General features: G+C 62.3%; 19 protein-coding genes. 12 read left to right on the plus strand and 7 right to left on the minus strand.

Going from position 1 to position 20,261, the window contains the following annotated elements:
* Window positions 1-65 precede the first annotated feature (65 nt).
* Complete coding sequence (locus tag OIM99_RS09815) at window positions 66-1,013, plus strand: flagellar biosynthetic protein FliO (protein ID WP_311850154.1); 948 nt, start codon at window positions 66-68, stop codon at window positions 1,011-1,013.
* A gap of 84 nt (window positions 1,014-1,097) precedes the next feature.
* Here OIM99_RS09815 and dksA read toward each other — a convergent pair whose 3' ends face one another.
* Both dksA and OIM99_RS09825 read right to left on the minus strand, forming a co-directional pair.
* Entirely contained in the window at window positions 1,098-1,520 is a 423-nt protein-coding gene (dksA, locus tag OIM99_RS09820) for an RNA polymerase-binding protein DksA (RefSeq protein WP_311850155.1), read from the minus strand.
* Window positions 1,521-1,681: 161 nt separating this feature from the next.
* Window positions 1,682-2,896: an NADP-dependent isocitrate dehydrogenase gene (locus OIM99_RS09825; protein WP_311850156.1), complete on the minus strand. Its 1,215-nt coding sequence runs from the start codon at window positions 2,894-2,896 to the stop codon at window positions 1,682-1,684.
* Between the two features lie 286 nt (window positions 2,897-3,182).
* On the opposite strand from OIM99_RS09825, the gene OIM99_RS09830 reads away from it, so the two are divergent.
* The 6 genes from OIM99_RS09830 to OIM99_RS09855 all read left to right on the plus strand — a co-directional run bounded on the left by OIM99_RS09830 (window position 3,183) and on the right by OIM99_RS09855 (window position 11,691).
* A complete protein-coding gene (locus OIM99_RS09830; RefSeq protein WP_311850157.1) occupies window positions 3,183-4,757 on the plus strand; it encodes an ABC transporter substrate-binding protein in 1,575 nt (524 codons plus the stop codon).
* A gap of 236 nt (window positions 4,758-4,993) precedes the next feature.
* Window positions 4,994-6,544: an ABC transporter substrate-binding protein gene (locus OIM99_RS09835; RefSeq protein WP_311850158.1), complete on the plus strand. Its 1,551-nt coding sequence runs from the start codon at window positions 4,994-4,996 to the stop codon at window positions 6,542-6,544.
* A gap of 99 nt (window positions 6,545-6,643) precedes the next feature.
* The gene (locus OIM99_RS09840; RefSeq protein WP_311850159.1) at window positions 6,644-8,194 is read left to right on the plus strand and encodes an ABC transporter substrate-binding protein; all 1,551 of its coding nucleotides are present in this window, start codon (window positions 6,644-6,646) and stop codon (window positions 8,192-8,194) included.
* A 274-nt stretch (window positions 8,195-8,468) separates the two neighbouring features.
* On the plus strand, window positions 8,469-9,947 hold the full coding sequence (locus tag OIM99_RS09845) for a DEAD/DEAH box helicase (protein WP_311850160.1): 1,479 nt from the start codon (window positions 8,469-8,471) through the stop codon (window positions 9,945-9,947).
* Between the two features lie 114 nt (window positions 9,948-10,061).
* Window positions 10,062-10,940, plus strand: a complete 879-nt coding sequence (locus OIM99_RS09850; protein ID WP_311850161.1) for an RNA methyltransferase — start codon at window positions 10,062-10,064, stop codon at window positions 10,938-10,940.
* A gap of 25 nt (window positions 10,941-10,965) precedes the next feature.
* Complete coding sequence (locus OIM99_RS09855; protein ID WP_311850162.1) at window positions 10,966-11,691, plus strand: alpha/beta hydrolase; 726 nt, start codon at window positions 10,966-10,968, stop codon at window positions 11,689-11,691.
* A 144-nt stretch (window positions 11,692-11,835) separates the two neighbouring features.
* Here the strand turns inward: OIM99_RS09855 and OIM99_RS09860 are convergent, their stop codons facing one another.
* Complete coding sequence (locus OIM99_RS09860) at window positions 11,836-12,069, minus strand: hypothetical protein (RefSeq protein ID WP_311850163.1); 234 nt, start codon at window positions 12,067-12,069, stop codon at window positions 11,836-11,838.
* Window positions 12,070-12,269: 200 nt separating this feature from the next.
* Between OIM99_RS09860 and OIM99_RS09865 the strand changes: the two genes are divergently transcribed.
* Window positions 12,270-12,722 carry a DUF805 domain-containing protein gene (locus OIM99_RS09865; protein ID WP_311850164.1) on the plus strand — a complete coding sequence of 151 codons (453 nt, stop codon included), beginning with the start codon at window positions 12,270-12,272 and terminating at the stop codon, window positions 12,720-12,722.
* Here OIM99_RS09865 and murD read toward each other — a convergent pair whose 3' ends face one another.
* Together murD and OIM99_RS09875 are read right to left on the minus strand one after the other, a co-directional pair.
* On the minus strand, window positions 12,723-14,030 hold the full coding sequence (murD, locus tag OIM99_RS09870) for a UDP-N-acetylmuramoyl-L-alanine--D-glutamate ligase (protein ID WP_311850166.1): 1,308 nt from the start codon (window positions 14,028-14,030) through the stop codon (window positions 12,723-12,725).
* Window positions 14,020-15,372: a hypothetical protein gene (locus OIM99_RS09875; RefSeq protein ID WP_311850167.1), complete on the minus strand. Its 1,353-nt coding sequence runs from the start codon at window positions 15,370-15,372 to the stop codon at window positions 14,020-14,022. Before OIM99_RS09875 ends, murD begins: the two co-directional genes overlap by 11 nt.
* Before the next feature lie 156 nt (window positions 15,373-15,528).
* Between OIM99_RS09875 and OIM99_RS09880 the strand changes: the two genes are divergently transcribed.
* Complete coding sequence (locus tag OIM99_RS09880; protein ID WP_311850168.1) at window positions 15,529-15,975, plus strand: DsrE family protein; 447 nt, start codon at window positions 15,529-15,531, stop codon at window positions 15,973-15,975.
* A 1-nt stretch (window position 15,976) separates the two neighbouring features.
* Window positions 15,977-16,978 carry an NADP-dependent oxidoreductase gene (locus OIM99_RS09885; RefSeq protein WP_311850169.1) on the plus strand — a complete coding sequence of 334 codons (1,002 nt, stop codon included), beginning with the start codon at window positions 15,977-15,979 and terminating at the stop codon, window positions 16,976-16,978.
* Window position 16,979: 1 nt separating this feature from the next.
* On the opposite strand, the gene OIM99_RS09890 is transcribed toward OIM99_RS09885, so the two are convergent.
* Window positions 16,980-17,492 carry a helix-turn-helix domain-containing protein gene (locus tag OIM99_RS09890; protein WP_311850170.1) on the minus strand — a complete coding sequence of 171 codons (513 nt, stop codon included), beginning with the start codon at window positions 17,490-17,492 and terminating at the stop codon, window positions 16,980-16,982.
* Window positions 17,493-17,586: 94 nt separating this feature from the next.
* On the opposite strand from OIM99_RS09890, the gene OIM99_RS09895 reads away from it, so the two are divergent.
* Entirely contained in the window at window positions 17,587-18,159 is a 573-nt protein-coding gene (locus OIM99_RS09895; protein ID WP_311850171.1) for a dihydrofolate reductase family protein, read from the plus strand.
* Window positions 18,160-18,169: 10 nt separating this feature from the next.
* Complete coding sequence (locus OIM99_RS09900) at window positions 18,170-18,823, plus strand: glutathione S-transferase family protein (protein WP_311850172.1); 654 nt, start codon at window positions 18,170-18,172, stop codon at window positions 18,821-18,823.
* A gap of 210 nt (window positions 18,824-19,033) precedes the next feature.
* Here OIM99_RS09900 and OIM99_RS09905 read toward each other — a convergent pair whose 3' ends face one another.
* Entirely contained in the window at window positions 19,034-20,086 is a 1,053-nt protein-coding gene (locus OIM99_RS09905; RefSeq protein WP_311850173.1) for a hypothetical protein, read from the minus strand.
* Window positions 20,087-20,261: the final 175 nt, after the last annotated feature.

Raw genomic sequence — 20,261 nt, forward strand, 5'->3', positions numbered from 1 at the left:
TATGGCTTTGGTTGGTTGATTTTGGTTTTGGTTGTTTGCTTGGGGCGAGCGGAGTGTAGGCGGCGATGCAGTATCTGACCACTCTTTTGGGCGACGGAAAGCCGTTGCTGCAAATCGTATTGGGCCTTGCCGCCGCGCTTCTGGTGCTGCTGATCGCCGTGGCACTCTATCGGGCGATCCTTGGGCGGCGCATTCGCGGAACCGCCGGCGGACGGGCGCGGCAGCCGCGTCTGGGTGTTGTCGATGCCTATGATCTCGATCGGCAGCGCCAGCTCGTGCTGATCCGGCGCGACAATGTCGAACATTTGGTGATGATCGGCGGTCCCAACGACATTCTGATCGAATCGACCATTTCCCGTGTGCCGGTGGCGGCTGATCTGCGCCAGCCGAAGGAATTCGCCACCGCCGAGCCGATTGGCGATCTGCCTGCCCCGCCGATGACCCCACCGGTGATCGCCGTGGCCCCCGTCGCCCCGGCGCCCGCACCGGTTGCTCCGGCGCCCGCGCCGCCGCCCGTCGTCCATACGCCGCCGCCTCCGCCCGCCCGTCCGGCTCCGGCCGCCCCCGCGGTGACCCCGCAGGCTCCGGCGCCCCAGGCCTCCACCGCCCCCGCCGTCGCGCCGCCCTCGACACGTCCTCCGGGTCCGTTCGTGCCGCCGCCCCCGCCGCAACCGCGCCCGCTGACCCCGCGCCCGCTGACGCCGTCGTCCGTGTCGCGCGCCGGGCCGACCTTGCCGCCGCGGGTCGATCCGGCTGCCAAGCCCGCTCCGGCGCCTGTGCCGCCTCCCGCGGTCAAGCCCGCGCCGATCGTGCCGCCGCCGCCGCCCAAGCCCGAGGTGAAGGCCGAGGCGAAACCGGTCGCGCCGCCCGAACCCAAGCCCGTTGCCCCGCCGCCTCCTGAACCGAAGCCTGCGCCGCCGCCGGCCCAGGCCGCGCAAAACGAGCCCGATCCGCTCGATGCGCTGGAAGAGGAAATGGCGAAGCTGCTCGGCCGTCCGACGGAAAAGAGCTGATCGGCGCTGCGTTCGAAGCATCGCAATGAGCAATAAAAAAGGCCCGGATGACGGGCCTTTTTCAATGGAGCTATGTTTCGGGCTTCAGTCGTCGCGATAGACTTTTTCGCGCTTCTCGTGGCGCTCTTGCGCTTCGATCGACAAAGTGGCGATCGGTCGTGCATCGAGCCGCTTCAAGGAAATCGGCTCGCCGGTCTCTTCGCAATAGCCGTAGGTGCCGTCATCGATCCGGGCGATGGCCGCATCGATCTTGGCGATCAGCTTGCGCTGGCGATCGCGAGCCCGCAACTCGATGGCGCGATCGGTCTCCGAGGAGGCCCGGTCGGCGATATCGGGATGGTTTTCGCTTTCGGTCTGCAAGGTGGCCAGCGTTTCGCGAGCCTCCTTCAGGATGTCGTCTTTCCAGGTGAGAAGTTTGCGGCGGAAATATTCACGCTGGCGCTCGTTCATGAACGCCTCGTCGTCACTCGGACGATAGTCCCCGTCGATGATGTCCGCTGAAGCCATGCGTATCACACTGTCTCCGATTGGATCGGAGCGGCTTATAGCGAAACGGTCTAGCCTGGACAATGGCGCCGTTGGGGCTATCCCACACCAAATAAAACGGGCGCGAAGATCGCGCCCGTTACTTTATTACCGTTCTGGATGGCCTTGCGGCCAATCAGCTATCAGGCGGACATGGCCTTTTTCAGGTTTTCGTCGATCTTGTCGAGGAAACCGGTGGTCGACAGCCACTTCTGATCGGCGCTGACCAGGATAGCCAAATCCTTGGTCATGAAGCCCGATTCGACCGTGTCGACGCAGACCTTTTCGAGGGTCTGGGCGAACTTCATCAGCTCGTTGTTGCCGTCAAGCTTGGCGCGGTGCATCAGGCCGCGGGTCCAGGCAAAGATCGAGGCCATGGAGTTGGTGGAGGTTTCCTTGCCCTGCTGGTGCTGGCGGTAGTGGCGGGTGACGGTGCCATGCGCCGCTTCCGCTTCCACCGTCTTGCCATCCGGGGTGGCCAGAACCGAGGTCATCAGGCCGAGCGAGCCGTAGCCCTGGGCGACCGTGTCGGACTGGACGTCGCCGTCGTAGTTCTTACAGGCCCAAACGTAGCCGCCCGACCACTTCAGGGCGGCGGCGACCATGTCGTCGATCAGACGGTGCTCGTAGGTGAGGCCGGCGGCCTTGAACTTGTCCGCGAATTCCGTGTCGAACACTTCCTGGAAGATGTCCTTGAAGCGGCCGTCGTAGACTTTCAGGATGGTGTTCTTGGTCGACAGATAGACCGGATAGTTGCGGTTGAGGCCGTAGTTCAGCGAGGCGCGGGCGAAGTCGCGGATCGAATCGTCGAGGTTGTACATCGACATGGCGACGCCGGCGCCCGGGAACTTGAACACTTCCTTCTCGATGACCGTGCCGTCCTCGCCTTCGAACTTGATCGTCAGGCGGCCCTTGCCGGGGATTTTCAGATCGGTGGCGCGATACTGGTCGCCATAGGCGTGGCGGCCGACGACGATCGGCTGCGTCCAGCCCGGAACGAGGCGGGGAATGTTCTTGCAGATGATGGGCTCGCGGAAAATTGTACCGCCGAGGATGTTGCGGATCGTGCCGTTCGGCGATTTCCACATTTCCTTGAGGTTGAATTCCTTCACGCGCGCTTCGTCGGGGGTGATGGTCGCGCACTTCACGGCGACGCCGTATTTCTTCGTCGCTTCGGCGGCGTCGATGGTGATCTGGTCGTTGGTCTCGTCGCGCTTCTCAACCGACAGATCGTAATACTTCAGGTCGATGTCGAGATAGGGATGGATGAGCTTGTCTTTGATGAGCTGCCAAATGATGCGGGTCATTTCGTCGCCGTCCATTTCGACGACCGGATTGGCGACCTTGATCTTCTGCATGAGGCGCGACCTTTCAAATTCAGGACAGCTAGTGGATGGGCCGGAACGGCCAGATGAATTCCTGTGCCGGGCGGCCCGTCCCTTAAAGAGGGCTACCCGGTCGGCGCGCCCCCTTAGCATGGGTGGCCGAAAGGGCAAATATGGCGTTTTCGACAGGCCCGGCAAAAATTCGCAGGGACTGGCGGGAAGCGACAAGCTGCAATATCGTGCAAATCCTAGGGGGAGCGCCTAAACGTCCGGATTCTTAGCCGGCTCATCCATTCGCGCTCTGAGAGGGAGGGAAAGCATGCACGCTAAGCGTGGCTTCGAACGTCGACTCATGCGTCGATTTGGACTGGCCGCCGTTGCCGCCGCAGGGCTTCTGCCGCTGCCGGCCCTGGCCCAGAAGGCCCAGGATACGTTGCGTATCGGCGTTTATCAGCCCATTTCGATCATCGATGCTCTGTATGACCCGCAACCGCAGACCAATCTGATGGATCGGGTCGTCTTCGATACGCTGGTCCAATACGATTCCGACAAGCGCGAAGTGGTGCCGGGTCTGGCTGAGTCGTGGAAATTCATCAACGACACGACGGTCGAGTTCAAATTGCGTCAGGGGGTTAAATTCCACGACGGTTCCGACTTCGATGCCGACGACGTGGTCTATACGGTGAATTTCGTCATCGATCCGTCGAGCAAGTTCCGTTTCAAGGAAACCCGGTTCGGCCTGTTCGATTCGATCGAGAAGGTCGACCAATATACGGTTCGCCTGAAGATCAAATCGCCTTATGCGTCGCTGTTGACGCGCATGGCCTCGACCCTGCCCATCTATCCGTCCGACGTGCACGGCAAACTCGCCGACAAATCGACCTTTGGGCGCAACCCGGTGGGCACCGGCCCCTATAAGGCGACCCTCGTCGATCCGAGCCGCGGCGTCGTCTTGGAGAAAAACCCGCTCTTCAAACAGGTCAATGCCGGCCAGCCGGCGGCGAAGATCGGCAAGATCGTCATCATGCCGATCCCCGATCAGCAGACCCAGCTCGCCAAGATGATGATCGGCGAACAGGACCTGATGTATGACGTGCCCACCGACATCGCCGACATGATGAAGGGCAATCCGAACGTTCAGATTTCGGTGCGTCCCAGCATTTCCTTCACCTATCTGGCGCTCGATGCCGCCAACCGTTCCGGCTTCGACAAGTTCAAGGACATTCGCGTGCGTGAGGCGATGTTCCGGGCCATCGATCGCAAGGCCCTGGTCAATGCCTTGCAGCCGAAGGAAATCGCGGCTCAGCCGTTGCAGCAGGCGATGTGCCATCCCTGGCACTATTCCTGCGCCTCGTCGATCGATCCGCCGTCCTATGATCCGGTCAAGGCGAAACAATTGCTGAAGGAGGCGGGCCTGGAGAACGGGTTCAACGTGACGATCGCCACCTGGGGCGCGGCTCGGCCCGTCGCCGAGGCGGTGGCCGGCCAGTTGCGCAAGGTCGGCATCACCGCCGCGCTCGACAGTCTGACGTCGACCGGTTTCGTCACCAAGCGCGCCGCCGGCCAACTGCAGGCCTATATCGTGTTGTGGGATAACGGCGGCGGCACGCCGGACGTCGAGTCGACCGTCAATTTCTTCTACGAGAAGGGCGATCGCAACTACAATCAAGACCCGACGCTGGAGGACCTGCAGAAGAAAGCCTTGTCGGAAATGGATCCGAAGAAGCGCGAAGCGATCCACAAGCAGATCTTCGACCGCGCGACGACGCAGCGTTACTCGATGCCGATCACGCCGCTCGCCGCCGTGATCGCGCATAGCAAGGACGTGAAAATTCCAGTGAGCGGCACCAAGAAGCCGGAAGGCTTCATGTTCAATCTGCTCGAATGGAAGTGATCTTATCGGCGTGAAGTTAGGAGGCGGCGCCTGAGCAAGGCGCCGCCTTTGTTTCAACCGTCATTGCGAGCGCAGCGAAGCAATGTAGGGGCAAAATGTAGAGTTGTAGACGTATGTCTGCACCACAGGCATTTGTTGACGTTCTACCGCTTGCTCCTAGATTGCTTCGTCGCTGCGCTTCTCGCAATGACGGTTCGGCGTTTGGGCGAACTATGCGCTACGGAAGGAAAGGCTTGATGCCTATCAGACATCGTTGCCTGCGCTGGCTCGGATTGGTCGGCCTCATTCTGGCGCTGCCGGCCTTGGCACAAAAGGCGCAGGACACGGTCCGTATCGGCGTTTACCAGCCGATTTCGGTGATCGACGCTTTTTACGATCCGCAGCCGCAGACGGCGCTGATGGATCGCATGGTGTTCGATACGTTGGTGCAATACGATTCCGACAAGCGCGAGGTGGTGCCGGGCCTGGCTGAATCCTGGCGTTTCGTCGACGAGCGCACGATCGAATTCAAACTTCGTCACGGCGTCAAATTTCATGACGGGTCGGATTTCGATGCCGACGACGTGGTCTATACGGTCAACTTCATCCTCGATCCGGCGAGCAAATTCCGGTTCAAGGAAACCCGATACGGTCTGTTCGAGTCGATCGAGAAGATCGACCAGTTCACCGTGCGTCTGAAGATCAAAATACCCTACGGGCCGATCCTGTCGCGCCTGTCGACGAGCCTGACGATCTATCCGTCGAACGCGCACGGCAAACTGGCCGATAAGGCGACCTTCGGGCGCAATCCCATCGGCACCGGGCCTTACAAGGCGACGATGGTCGATTCGGCGCGGGGCGTCGTTCTGGAAAAGAATCCCGATTTCAAGGAAATCAATGCCGGGCAACGGGTGGCGAAGATCGGCAAGATCATCGTCATGCCGATCCCCGACCATCAGACGCAACTCGCCAAGATGATGATCGGCGAGCAGGACATCATGTATGATGTGCCCAGCGAAGTTGCCGATCTCATGCGCGGCAATCCCAACATTCAGATTTCGGTGCGTCCGAGCGTTGCCTTTACCTATCTGATGCTGGACGCCGCCAATCGCTCCGGTTTCGACAAGTTCAAGGACAGGCGCGTGCGCGAGGCGGTGTTTCGGGCCATCGACCGGCGGGCGCTGGTTAATGCGTTGCAGCCGAAAGAGATCGCGGCGGAACCCTTGCAGACGGCGATGTGCCATGCCTGGCACGATGGCTGCGTCGCGACGCTGACCCCGCCCGAGTTCGATCTCGAGCGATCGAAGCAATTGCTGAAAGAGGCGGGGGTGCCGAATGGATTCAGTCTGACGATCGCCACGTGGGGAGCGGCCCGTCCGGTGGCGGAGGCGGTGGCGGGGCAATTGCGGCGCATCGGCATCACGGCCGGCATCGAAAGCCTGACATCGACGGGCTTCGTCACCAAACGCGCCGGCGGCCAGCTCGCCGCTTATCTGGTGGCGTGGGATAATGGCGGCGGCAATCCGGACGTGGAATCGACGGTGAATTTTTTCTATGAAAAGGGCGATCGCAATTACAACCAGGACGCGGAACTGGAGCGATTGCAGAAAGAGGCTCTGGCGGAAACCGATCTGAAGAAGCGCGATGCGATTCACCAGATCATTTTCGACAAGGCGACAGCGGAACGCTATTCCATGCCGGTCACGCCTTTGGCTTCGGTGATCGCGCACAATAAGGATCTGAAGATCCCTGTCGGCGGCACCAAGAAGCCGGAAGGATTTTCCTTCAATCTGCTGGAATGGCGTTGAGAGCGCGGCAATTTGCGGCGGTCTACGATCGGCTCTTTGCTGGCGGGATGGCCAAGGTTGCCATATCGTGCGCGCGGGAAACGTCCGTGGGAGAGCGTCATGCGCGCCAGATCATTTTTCAGTTTGGGTTTCGTGCTGGCCGTCGGTCTGTCGCCGCTGCCGGCTCTGGCGCAGAAGGCCAAGGACACATTGCGCATCGGCGTCTATCAGCCGATCTCGATCGTCGACTCGATCTATGATCCGCAGCCGCAAACCGATCTGATCACGCGCTCCGTCTTCGATACGCTCGTTCAATATGACGCGCACAAACGCCAGATCCTGCCGGGGCTGGCGGAATCGTGGACCTTCGTCGACGACAAGACGATCGAGTTCAAACTGCGCCAGGGCGTCAAATTCCAGGACGGTTCGGACTTCGACGCCGACGACGTGGTCTATACGATCAATTTTGTCATGGATCCGGCCAGCAAGTTCCGCTTCAAGGAAGCGCGCTTTGGCCTGTTCGAGTCTGTCGAGAAGGTCGATCAATATACGGTGCGTCTGAAGCTGAAGCAGCCGTTCGCGCCGATCCTGGCGCGTTTGACCACGACCCTGCCGATCTATCCCTCCGACGTGCATAGCAAGCTGGCCGACAAGGCGCTCTTCGGCCGCAATCCCATCGGCACGGGTCCTTACAAGGTGACGATGGTCGATCCGAGCAAGGGCGTGGTTCTCGAAAAGAATCCCTATTTCAAGGAAGTGAATCTCGGCCAGCCTGCCGGAAAGATCGGCAGGATCGTCATCGCGCCAGTTCCCGATCAGCAGACCCAGCTCGCCAAGATGATGATCGGCGATCAGGACTTGATGTATGACGTGCCCAGCGACATTGCGGGCATGATGCAGAGCAATCCGGCCATCGAAATTTCGGTGCGCCCCAGCGTGTCCTTCACCTATCTGATGCTGGATGCGGCCGATCGTTCGGGGTTCGGCAAGTTCAAGGACATTCGCGTGCGCGAGGCGATGTTCCGCGCCATCGACCGCAAGGCCCTGGTCAATGCGTTGCAGCCCAAGGACATCGCCGCCTTGCCGTTGCAGCAGGCGATGTGCCCGCCGCAGATCATGGGCTGCGCCTCGTCGATCGATCCGCCGGGCTACGATCTCGCCAAGGCGAAGCAATTGCTGAAAGAGGCGGGCCAGCCGGATGGTTTCAACCTGACGATTACCACCTGGGGCGCGGCGCAGCCCGTGGCCGAGGCGGTGGCCGGCCAGTTGCGCAAGGTGGGCATCAACGCCAGCATCGATACCCTGACCTCGACCGGCTTCGTCACCAAGCGGGCGGCCGGCCAGCTCCAGGCCTTCATCGTGCTGTGGGACAACGGCGGCGGCTCGCCCGACGTCGAGTCGACGGTCAATTTCATGTATGAAAAGGGCGACCGGAACTACAACCAGGATCCGCAGCTCGAGGACCTGCAAAAGCAGTCCCAGACGGAAATGGACCCGAAAAAGCGCGAAGCGCTGCTGAAGCGCATTTTCGACCGGGCGACCAGCGAGCGCTATTCCATGCCGATCACGCCGCTGGCCTCCGTGATCGCCCATAGTGCCGAGGTGAAGATCCCGACGGGTGGCACGCTGAAGCCGGAAGGCTTTCTGTTCAATCTGTTGGCGTGGAAATGATCTGATTGCGATGAAGGGCGCGCCCGAAATCGGGTGACGCCCTTCTTTTTACGGCAGTTTTTGGAATTCCTTTGACTTAGCTTCGGTTTCGCACTATTTGAGGCACGCTGCATCGCAGCAAAAGGCGCTCCGGTCGCGTTAAGCCGCTTGTCCGGCTCCTCCGTTGAGCGCCTCCGTCGAAACCCCACGACAGCCCGGATACGCGGGGCGCGTCCCCCAAACCAGCCTTCGGGCGGCGCGAAAAGCCGCGTCCGGGGCCAATGAAAGATTCATCGTGACTGATTTTGCGGCTCTCGGCGTTGCCGAGACCATCCTCCGTGCTCTGCGCAAGGAGGGCTATGAAACGCCGACGCCGATCCAGGCGCAGGCCATTCCCCATCTCATCAAAGGCCATGATCTGCTCGGCATCGCCCAGACGGGCACCGGCAAGACGGCGGCCTTTGCTTTGCCGATCCTCACCCGCTTCGCCGCCGAGCGGAAAGTCGCTGAGCCGCGCCGGGCGCGTGCTCTGGTGCTGGCGCCGACGCGCGAACTGGTGGCGCAGATTGCCGAAAGCTTTCGCGCCTACAGCCGCTTCATGGGCATCCAGGTGGCGGCCGTGGTCGGCGGCGTCTCCTATGGCGCCCAAGTGAAAGCGCTGACGCGCGGCGTCGACGTGCTCGTCGCCACACCGGGCCGGCTGCTCGACCATATGGACTCCGGCAATATCAGCCTGGCGACCACGGATATCGTCGTGCTCGACGAGGCCGATCACATGTTCGATCTCGGCTTCATCGTGCCGATCCGGAAAATCCTGGCCAAACTGCCCAAGCAGCGCCAGAGCCTGTTTTTCTCGGCCACCATGCCGAAGGAGATTGCCACCCTGGCCGCCGAATTCCTCAAGAATCCGGTGCAGGTGGCGGTGACGCCGGTGGCGACCACCGCCGAGCGCGTGCGCCAGGAGGTCATCATGGTCGATGGCGGCGCCAAGCAGAACATCCTCATCGAGCTTCTGAAGAACGACGAGTTCCAGCGCACCATCGTCTTCACCCGCACCAAGCGCGGTGCCGATCGCGTCAGCAAGGCGCTGGACATTTCGAAAATTCCGTCGGCCGCGATCCATGGCAACAAGAGCCAGGGGCAGCGGGTGCGGGCGCTCGACGATTTCAGGCAGGGGCGCATCCGCGTTCTGGTCGCCACCGATATCGCGGCGCGCGGCATCGATGTTCCCGGCGTCACGCATGTCATCAACTTCGAACTGCCGGAAGTGCCGGAGAGCTACGTGCACCGCATCGGCCGCACGGCGCGTGCCGGCGCCGAGGGCGTTGCCGTCTCGCTGTGCGAGAACAGTGAGCGCGCGCTGCTGCGCGGCATCGAGAAACTGACGCGCATGGCCATTCCGGCTGTCGAGCGGCGCACGTCGCCGCCGCCGTCGGGCACGCCTTATGCCGAGCGCCAGGCCAAGAAACCGCATCGCAAGGGTCAGAATGCCGGTCCGCGCGGCGGACAGCATCCGCAAGGTCATCGTCAGGATCAGCGTCAAGACCAGCGTTCTGCCGGTCCGCGTGGGCCCGCGCCGGTTCGGGGCGAACCGGGCGTGCAGGCCACCCATGCGCCGGGCGGCAAGCCCTATGCGAACCCTCATGCCGGCAAGCGCCATTTTGGCAAACCGGGTTCGGGCAAGCCGGGCTTCGGCAAGCCGAATGGCGGCCAACAGGGGCAAAAGCGCTGGGCCGGCGGCGATCGCGGCCGGGGCCAGACGGCGGCGCCGTAATCCGAGACAGATTTTTGGCACGGGCGGCTTTGGCCGCCCGTTTGCTTTCGTGGCGCTTGCCGTTGCCCGAGCAAGGACTATGGTGCGCCGCCTTGAGAGGTAGCGGAGTTTTGGGTGGTCGGCGCAGGCACGAATAAAACGCAAACCAATATTGCCGGCGGCCCGGCCGTCATCCTGGTGCGGCCGCAGCTTGCCGTTAACATCGGCATGTGTGCGCGGGCGATGGCCAATTTCGGCCTCGACGATCTGCGCCTGGTCAATCCGCGCGAGGGCTGGCCGCGCACCGGCGCTTTGCGCAAGGGCGCCAATGCGGCCGCTGCCGGCGCGGTGCATCTGCTCGAAGGTGCGAAACTCTACGACAGCCTGGAAGCGGCGGTCGCCGATCTCAATTTTGTCTGGGCGACGACCGCGCGCGAACGCGGCCAGGGCAAGCGGGTCGAAGCGCCTGAGGTCGCCATGCGCGAGACCCAGGCGGGTGTCGTCACGGGCGCCAAGCACGGCATTCTCTTCGGCCCCGAGCGCACCGGGCTCGACAGCGACGAGGTGGCGCTCGCCGATGCGATCATCACCTTCCCGGTCAATCCGGCCTATGCTTCGCTGAATCTGGCGCAGGCGGTCTTGCTCACCGGCTATGAATGGTTCCGCGCCGCCCATGGCAGCGCGATGCCTTTCGCCACGCCGGAACGCTCGCATCCGGCAACGCGTGAGATGATCGTGTCCTTCTTCGCCTATTTCGAGAGCAAGCTCGAAGAAGGCGGTTTCTTCCGGCCGGCGAGCAAGAGGCCGAGCATGCAGCGCAATCTGCGCAACATGTTCCACCGCATGCAATTGACCGAGCAGGACGTGCGCACGCTCTGGGGTGCCATCGTGCGCATCGCCGAGGGGCCGCGGCTCGAAGCCAAGACGCGGCGGCGGCAGAAACAGGCCCAGCAGGAAGAGGCCGAGGCTGGTCAAGAGGCAGAGAGCGCGGTAGGCAAGCTGCGAGACGAATAAACAGCAAACCGCAGGGAGGACATCGATGACCATTCTCTTGGTGCATGGCGCGTGGGCAGGCGCGTGGTCGTGGCGCGATACGGCACGGCTTTTGCGCAAGCAGGGGTTCGATGTCTATGCGCCGTCGATGACGGGCATTGCGGAGCGCTCCCATGTCGATCCCCGCCAGGTGACGTTGTCGACGCATATCGCCGATATTTCAGGCCTGATGCGCTATGAGGAATTGGAAAACGTTCTGGTCGTCGGGCACAGCTATGGTGGCATGGTGATCACCGGCGCGGTCGATCGCGAACCGCAGCGTGTAGCCGGCATGGTTTATCTCGATGCCTTCTTGCCCAAGAGTGGGCAGGCGCTGTGGGACCTGGTCGGCGAACAGGGGGCCGATCTGCACAAGAAGGCAGCCCTCGCCCATGACGGTGGCTATTCAGTACCTCGCCCCAATGTGCCGCCGATGCCGCCAGAACTGGCGGCGCAATGGGCGCCGTTGTTCACGCCGCAGCCGGTCGACACCTTGTCGGAAAAATGGGTTTCGGTGCGACCTGAAGCGCAGCGCACCTGGCCCAGACGGCATTACATTCTCTGCACGACCAATAAAAGCTCGCCCTTCCATCAGTTCGCCGACGAGGTGAAGGGCAAGCCCGATTGGGATTACAGCGAATTCGACGCGCCGCATGACGTGGTGCGTTCGCACCCGGAGATGACGGCCAACCGCATTGCCGAGATCGCGCGAGGGTGGGGCGTCAAGGAATAAGGGTCTCACCGTCATTGCGAGCGTAGCGAAGCAAACCAGGGGCAAACGGTAGAACGGTGAAACCGTGATTTCGTGCCGTGGCCCTGGATTGCTTCGTCGCTATGCTCCTCGCAATGACGGCTTGAAGCGCATCCGTCAGTCCAATCAGCAGACGATGATGCGCTGTCCGTTACGCAACTCCCGGTGGCAAGGCGCGGGGCGCCAGCCGCCGTGCGGCCCCCATCCGCCATAATAGGTCTTGGCTTGATAGCTCTGCGACGGACTTTGATTAAAGACGAAACCATGGCCGCCATGGAAGCCTCTGGCGGAGGCGCCGGTGGCGGCCAGGCCGATGGACGCGAAGGTTGCGAGCGTAAGCGCGAGTGCGAGCTTTGGCATGATGCATCTCCTGGTGGGAAGGCAGGCATCCTTGTGGTGCCAAAGGCCTCGACCACGGGTGAAAGCCCGCATAGTCCGCGTGGGGACGGCGTGTCCTGGGACACAGGTCGGATTTGTCCGCCGCCATGAGTGGCTCTCGCCGCGAAAATCAGAGATACTAAGTCAGGTGTTCCTGGAGCAGGCTTTGAGGGAGAAAGCCGATGACGCTTGGAGCAAGGCTCGGATCGCATTTCTCTGTCAGCGGTCGCATGAGTGGCCACGAATATCGGCGCCTTATGTTACGCCTCATCTACCTGTCGGCCGCCGTCATGGTGGCTGGGATATTCCTGGCATCACTGGGCGTTCGCTTTGCAGGCTATGCGGCGGTGGCAATGATAGCGGCGATCTGGCTGGTCAATGGCGCTGCGTTTGTGCGTCGATTCCATGACCGAAATCGAACGGGTTGGTGGTTGTTATTTGCGATCCTCACGTTTTTCCTGGCGCTTTATTTCGAGGGACTGGACAAGGCCAAGGGGATCGGGCCGACGGGCGTCCTGCTGTTCCAATTGGCCGTCATCCTCGTCAATCTCTGGCTCATCGTCGAGCTATACGTGCTCAAGGGAACGGCCGGCCCTAACCGATTCGGTTCTGATCCACTGGACGAGGAGCTGTAACTAAGCGGTCGTCGCCAATGCTTTGAAGCGGTCGCCACGTTCCTCGAAATTGCGGAACTGGCCGAAGCTCGGTGCCGCTGGGGAGAGCATGATGACGCCATCTTGCGGCACGCGCGCCATGGCTTCGCGCACAGCCTGCTGTAAATCATCGACCGGCACGATGGGGAAGGGCCAGTCGCGCCCCTGCATCTCCTCGGCGATGCGCCGGCCGGTATCGGGCAGCAGCAGTAATGCCGAGAGGCCTGCGCCCGGCAGATAATCGAGCAGCGCCGCGTGGTTCTGGCCGCGATCGTTGCCGCCGAGAATGAGCACGCAGGGCAGACCGCGATAGGCTTCGAGCGCGACGAGGGTGGCTTCCGGTACGGTCGAGATCGAATCGTTGACGCAGAGCACGCCATTGTTGGCGCGGAACTCTTCCTGGCGGTGGCGCAATTGCGCGAAGTCGGGAATGGCGACGCGTTCGCACAATCCCGTCACGCCGAGATCATCGGCCACCGCGCAGGCGGCGGCCAGATTTTCCAGATTGTGATTGCCGCGCAGAGGGAACTGGCTGGTGTCGACTTTCTGCTGCCGGAAGAACAGCGCACCGTCGCGCACATGGAAGCCATCGTCGCGATTGTACCACAGGACGTTGGCGCGCTCAGCCGCATGCGTGCGCAGGCCTTCGTTGCCGTGGTTGAGGACGGCGCGCGTCTTTGGATCGGCGATCAAGCGCAGTTTATCGGCGTGATATTGCGCGATCGAACCGTGCCAAGGCACATGATCGACATAGAGATTGGTGATCACCGCCATCGAGGGCGCAGAGCCAAGATCGGCGATCTGATAGGAGGAGAGTTCCAGCACCGTATGATCGCGGCCGGCTTTCTGGCCAAGCGCTGCGACGCCGACATTGCCGAGCAACGCCACATCGCGCCCGGCTTGGCGTAGGATGTGATCGATGAGGCGCGAGGTCGTGCTTTTGCCCTTGGTGCCCGTGACGGCAATGGTGTGGGCACTGGCATTTTCCTCGAACCACAGATTGGTGGCCGAGGTGATTGTCGCGCCAAGCGCGCGGGCGGCTGTTGCTTCCGGTCGATAGAGGCTGATGCCGGGGCTTTTGACGATCAGGTCGAAAGGCTCGCTGCGCAGCGCTTGTCCCGCCGCTTCGCCGGTGACGGTGCGAACATCCGCCGGCGGCGGGGTATCGAGGGGCGTGTCGTTGAGAACGGTAAACATGTCCGTCGGATGCAGCGCCTGCAAATGGGCGAGTGCCGCCTGGCCTTCGCGGCCATAGCCCCAGATGGCGATGGTGTGCGGCTTAGCGGACATAGGCATCGAGCATGGCGGCATAGCGAGGCGGCAAGGCGTGGTCGGGCGACGGTGTCATCAGCTCGTCCCAGATCTCCTGCCAATTTGGCATCAAGGGTTTGAGGCGTGGCGCCAGCGCGCGAATGACGGCGGCGTCCTGCCATTCGGGCCGTTCGGCGAGACGCAGCAATGCCGCGCCGGACTCGGCGATCTCGCCGACGCATTCCCAGGGCTTGTGGCCGGAGAGACCCATCAATTCCTCATAGCCCTGGATCTGCGATGGATCGTCGAGCATGTTCTTGCCGAGAATGCCCTCGATGCGCGGCTTCTCCATCGCATTGGCGAGGATGAGAAAGGTGAAGCGGCATTTCGGGCAATCGCCGCACCAGCGCTTCGGCTCCTGTTTTGGATTGATCTGAAAGGCGCGGTTGCAGGAGGTGAAGGCGTGGTCGTAGCGGCTCACGCGCGCCATCAACTGGCCGATATGGGCTTCCGATAAAGGCCGCAACAGCGAGAAATAGCTCAAGTTCTCGTCGATATGGCGTGCCACATAGGCTGAAAGATCGCGCTCTGCGCCGGTGGTCTTGGAGAACTGATGGTTGATGTCGCGGCCGTCGACGCTGACGTTGCCTTGGTCGGCGGAACGCTCGTTCGACAGGATCACCGCATCGAAGCCGTAGACGAAACTGGCGGCGAGCGCGATGAAGCTGACGATGGCGGTGATCGGCACATGGCCGTTGAGCGCGCCTTTCTCGTTCAGTTCGAACAGCAGCGGGTCGAGCTTGCGTGTCACCTTGGCGAAGGGCAGGCCGCTGGCGGCGGCGGATTCGAGAATGGGCTTTTTCGGATTGACGGCGAACAGGCTCATCGGTTCGCCGCCGGCCCGCAGCATTTCGACCGAGACGAGCGAATCCTTGCCGCCGCCGATCAGTACGGCAGCGCGGCGCGTCAGCGGCGCATGGCCGGCCTGGCGCACGGGACGGGTGTCTTCGAAACGCGCATTGAGGAAATCGACGCGCGAAGCGACGTCGAGCTTATTGCGCACGCCGAATTCGCCGAGCCCGTCGACATAAAGGGTCTGGAAGAAGCGGCGCTGTTCATCGTCGAGGCTAGTGCCGCGGACGACGAACTGACGGGGCAGGCAGGTCTTGTAATAGGAGACGCCGGCCAGGATATGCAGCGCCTCGAGCGCTGCCTCGAAACCGGGGCGCAGCGGCGAGCCGGCTGAGGGCAGCGGCGCCTCGAAGGTCAGGCGCTCGGTGAAAGCGATCGTGTCGCCAAGCCGGTAGTTCAGCGCCACTTCGCGCGCCGTCTCGTCGATGGCGAAACCGTCGAAAGTGAATGTGTCGGGCCAGTCAGTCATGGGGTCTTGCATGAGGGCTGTTGGGTGGCCCGCTTCGGCCGCGCCGTCAAGTCCGGTCTTTTGGCCTTGTTTCCAGGGCGATTGCGGAGAACAGGCTGTGCTTCCCCCGCCGAAGTGCTAGCCTGCCGGCTCGATCGAGCGACGTGGGAGCGAAACATGCATAGGCGCAATATCTTCAAGGCCGCGGCAGCAGCCGTTGGCGGCGTGTTTGCCACCAAGGCTATAGCTCAAGGCGCGGGCGGCGCGGCGAAAGTCTCCGCCAATAAAGTGGCCTATCATCTTTCGGACGCCGACAAGGTCGCTTTCGTGCTCGGCAATATCCAGAACCACCTCGATGGCGGCCCGAAGGGCGTCGAGATCGTGCTGGTGGTGCACGGGCCGGCGCTGAAGGGTTTTCATGCCATGTCGGCCGATCCGGCCGTGTCGCAGAAGGTCGAGAATTTCTCCAAGGCCGGCGTCAAGTTCGATGCCTGCGGCAATACGTTGAAGGCGCAGAAGGTGGAGCTCGCCGATCTGGTGCCGGGCTTCAAAGTCGTGGAAGAGGGCGGTGTCGTGCGCCTCGCCGAACTGCAATCCCTCGGCTACGCCTATCTGAGGCCGTAAGATGCCGCAGAACAAGGCGTTCATTCTGGCCTCGCGACCGTCGCGCGAGGTACCGGCGGGGCCGCACAATTTCCAGCTCGTCGAGCGCGAGGCCGCCGCGCCTGGAGAAGGCGAAGTGTTGGTGCGCCATCACTATCTGTCGCTCGATCCCTATATGCGCGGGCGCATGAACGACGGCAAATCCTATGCGCAGCCGCAGCCCTTGGGCGAAGTGATGATCGGCGGCACGGTCGGCGAGGTGGTGGCCTCGCGCAATCCGCGCTTTGCCGTCGGCGATCGCGTGGTCGGCACCGGCGGCTGGCAGCTCTATGGCCTGAGCGACGGCAAGGGCCTGCGCAAGATCGAGCCGGGCACGCCGATCCAGGCGTGGCTCGGGCCGGTCGGCATGCCCGGCGTCACCGCCTGGTATGGTGTCACCCAGATCATCGCGCCCAAGGCCGGCGAAACCGTCTTGGTGTCGGCGGCGACCGGGGCTGTCGGTTCGGTCGTTGGGCAATTGGTGAAACTGGCGGGGGCGCGGGCGGTCGGCATCGCCGGCGGCCCGGAGAAATGCGCCTTCGCCGTCAGCGATCTTGGCTACGATGCCTGCGTCGATCATCGCGATGTTGATTTTCCGGCGCGGCTTAAAGAGGCGGTGCCTGATGGCATCAACGGCCTGTTCGAGAATGTCGGCGGCGAACCGTTTCGTCAGGCGATGCGGCGGCTCAATCCGTTCTCGCGCATCGCGCTCTGCGGTCTCGTCTCATCGGGCTATGACGGCACGCCGACGCCTTTGCCCGACGTGCGCGTGCTGCTCGATACGCGTTCGCGCCTCGAAGGCTTCATCGTCTCCGATCATTTGTCCGTGTGGCCGCAGGCGCTCTCGGAACTCGCCGGCCACGTGGCCGCCGGGCGGCTACGCTGGCGCGAAAGCGTCGCTGAAGGACTTGAGGCTGCGCCGCAGGCGTTTTTCGCCATGCTGAAGGGCGGTAATTTCGGCAAGCAGTTGGTGAAGCTGATCTGAGCTACTTGGCGGCGGTGGTCTGCGCGTCGCGCTGCGCCACCGCTTCCAGATAGGCGGTCTGCAATTGCGCGAAGACCGAGCGTTCGGGCTTGGGCGCATCCAGATGCTGATGGCGCAGTTCGTCCATGAAGGCCTGCCACAGCGACGGGCCGCCTTTCTCCAGAATTTCGGCGCGGATCGACAGTTCCGGTGACACGCGCGTGTGGCGGCGGCCCCAGGCGCCCATCTGCGCCAGCAAAGGCACCAGTTCGATCGACGGTTCGGTGAGGCTGTAGATCGCTTTCTGCTTATGAGTGGGGTCGTCGCGGCGCGACAGCAGGCCGGAGGCAACCAGCCGCTTCAGACGGTCGGCCAGGATGTTCGAGGCGATGCCTTCCTCAGAATGATTGAGCAGTTCGCGATAGTGCCGCCGATTGCCGAACATGACATCGCGAATGACGATCAGGCTCCAGCGATCGCCCAGCATTTCCAAGGTCAAATTGATCGGACAGCCAGAGCGTTGGCCGGATTCCATGACAAGCTCTCCAAAACTGCTTGCAATATAGGATCAGTTATGGCATCTCACAACTGCTTGCTATTTGAAAGCAGTTTTGATTGAGGAGGTGTCAATGGCCAAGCTGATCGTATCGATGGTGACGAGCGTGGACGGCTATATCGAGAAGCCGGGCGGCCAATTCGTGCCGCCGCCGTGGTCCGACGAGGTCGAGCGTCATTGGTCGCGCTATGCCCTCGACCGAGCGGAGCACCTGGTCTACGGACGCGTCAATTTCTTCAAGATGAAGGATTTCTGGGCGCCGGCCGACACAGATCCGACGAGCATCGCGGCGGGCATTTCCTATGCGAAGACGATGAACCGTCTGCCGAAGACTCTGGTCTCGCGGTCTTTCACCGGCGATCCCGGCTGGAACGGCACGCTCGCCAACGGCGATCTCGCCGGCACGATCGCGGCGCTGAAAGCGAATGTGAAGGGCGACATCTTTTGCTTCGGCGGCGCAGGACTCATCAACAGCCTGGTGGCGCTCGACCTGCCCGACGAATATCGATTGATGGTCGCGCCGGTGTTGTTCGGTTCTGGCAAGAAACTGTTCGAAGAGGGGCGGCCCGACCTGCCGTTGACACGCACGGAATGTATCGCGCTCGGGACCGGCTCGGTCATTCTGCACTATCGCCGCGACCGTTGAGGAGAAAACGATGTCGTTGACGCTCTATGGCCATCCGTTCTCGTCCTATTGCCAGAAGGTGTTCATCGCCTTCTACGTGAACGAGACGCCATTCGATCTACGGATTCTCGAAGACAAGGTCGCCTTGGCGGAATTCTCCGCGCTCTGGCCGCTGAAGCGCATGCCGGCCCTGGTCGACGGCGACAAGACCGTGGTCGAGTCGACGGTTATCATCGAATATATCGACGTGCATCACGGAGGCCGCGTGCGCCTCGTGCCTGAGGATCCAGCGGCGGCGCTCGACGTGCGCATGCTCGATCGCTTCTTCGACAATTACATCATGACGCCGATGCAGAAGATCGTCCTCAACCAGCTTCGCCCGGTTGAGGCGCGCGATGGCTATGGCGTTGAGGAAGCACGCGGCATGCTCGACACGGCCTATGGCTGGCTTGAGGCGCATCTGACGGGGCGCCCTTGGGCGGCCGGCAGGGACTTCACTTTGGCCGACTGCGCCGCGGCGCCCAGCCTGTTCTATGCCGACTGGACCCATGAAATCGCGTCGCATTTTCCGCAGGTGCGGGCCTATCGCGCGCGTTTGCTTGAGCATCCCGCCGTCAAACAGGCTGTCGACGGCGGGCGGCCATATCGCTCCTATTTTCCGCTCGGCGCGCCGGATCGGGATTAAGCGTCACGGTGCAAGGCGTGGCAGACCGCCAGCATAATTCCGCCGCCCTTCCTGCGTATTTTGCGCCGATTGCACTGCGGTCCGCGAAGCGAGACCCGGGTAGAGGAGGGGGTGTTTCATAATTTTGAGGAACAACCCCATGCAAGGGCACTTTCCGGGGTCTCAAGCCTGTGCTTGGGCGCGTTGGCAATAACGCCTTAGCCTTCGTCATTACTTCGCGTTCAGCGCTTCCTTGAGCTGGCCGATGAGTTGCGGCGAGGTGGTGTAGAGTGTGGCGACGATCTGCTGCAGTTCTTCGCCGGTCTGCGGCACCGCATCGGTACGCTGCTTGGCGGCATCGGCCTGCAATTCGGGATCGCGCATCGTGTCGATGAACGCCTTGCGCAGGGCGGCCACGCGTTCTTGCGGGACGCCCGGCGGCAAAGCGAAGGGCCGCGTGATGACGCCCTGGGTATAGAACAGATTCAGGATCTGGCGCTGCTCCGGCGTCTTGGCGAAGTCGACGGTGAGCGGAATGTTCTTGCCGGCGAGTTCGGGATGCGGCTTCACGTCCTCCAAGGCCAGCACTTTGACGAGGCTGCTCGGCTCGAACAGATCGGGATATTGCAGTTTTGCCGATGACCAGCCGAGGCCGCAGATGCCCTGCAATTCGCCTTGCTGAACGGCGAGGCTCACCTCGCGCGAGCCCTTGTAGCCCGAAATGATCTTCAGCTTCGCGCCGAGCAGATTGCGGATGACGACGGGATAATCGACCAGCGTGCTGCCGGGGCCAGTGGCGCCGATGACGAGTTCCTTCTGGAAGACATCGCCATAGGTCTGCACCGGCGCATCGCGACGGGTGATGCAGACCACCGCTTCGGAATTACCGTTGCCGATGAAGTTGAGCTTGGTCGGATCGAAACTGGCGCGCTCGGTGGTGCCGAACAGCGGTTCGAAAATCGCGCCCGGCAGGAAGATGGCGATATGGGTGCCGTCCTTCGGGGCGACCGTATAAAGATGTTTAGCGGCGATCAGCGAGCCGGCGCCGGGCATATTGGTCGCCACCACGGCGGGATTACCGGGGATGAAGCGCTGCAGGTGGCGGGCAAGCAGGCGGGCATAGACATCGAGCCCGCCGCCGACCGACGAGCCGGCGACGATGGTGACCGTTTTGCCGCGGTAGAAATCGGCGATCGGGTCTTTGTTATTTTGCGCCATGGCTGGCGCTGTGAAAGCCAACAGAGCCGACAGGGCTGCGATGCGCCGGGCGCGCGAGACGATCATTCGTTTCCTCCCTTGTTTTTCCTCGATTTCCCCCGGGATGCGTGACCGCTCCCGTTTTCCCTGGTTTCCTTCCTAGAGGATTGACCGGCGGCCATAAAGTCGGAAGGGATTTGACTTTTAGGGGTATGGCCCCTAGAGAACCCCGGTCCGGGCGCCTTTGGCGCGCGGATTATGC

Origin of the sequence: Methylocella sp. CPCC 101449, from assembly GCF_031921685.1 — a bacterium.
In the GTDB taxonomy this organism is placed as follows: Bacteria; Pseudomonadota; Alphaproteobacteria; order Rhizobiales; family Beijerinckiaceae; genus Terripilifer.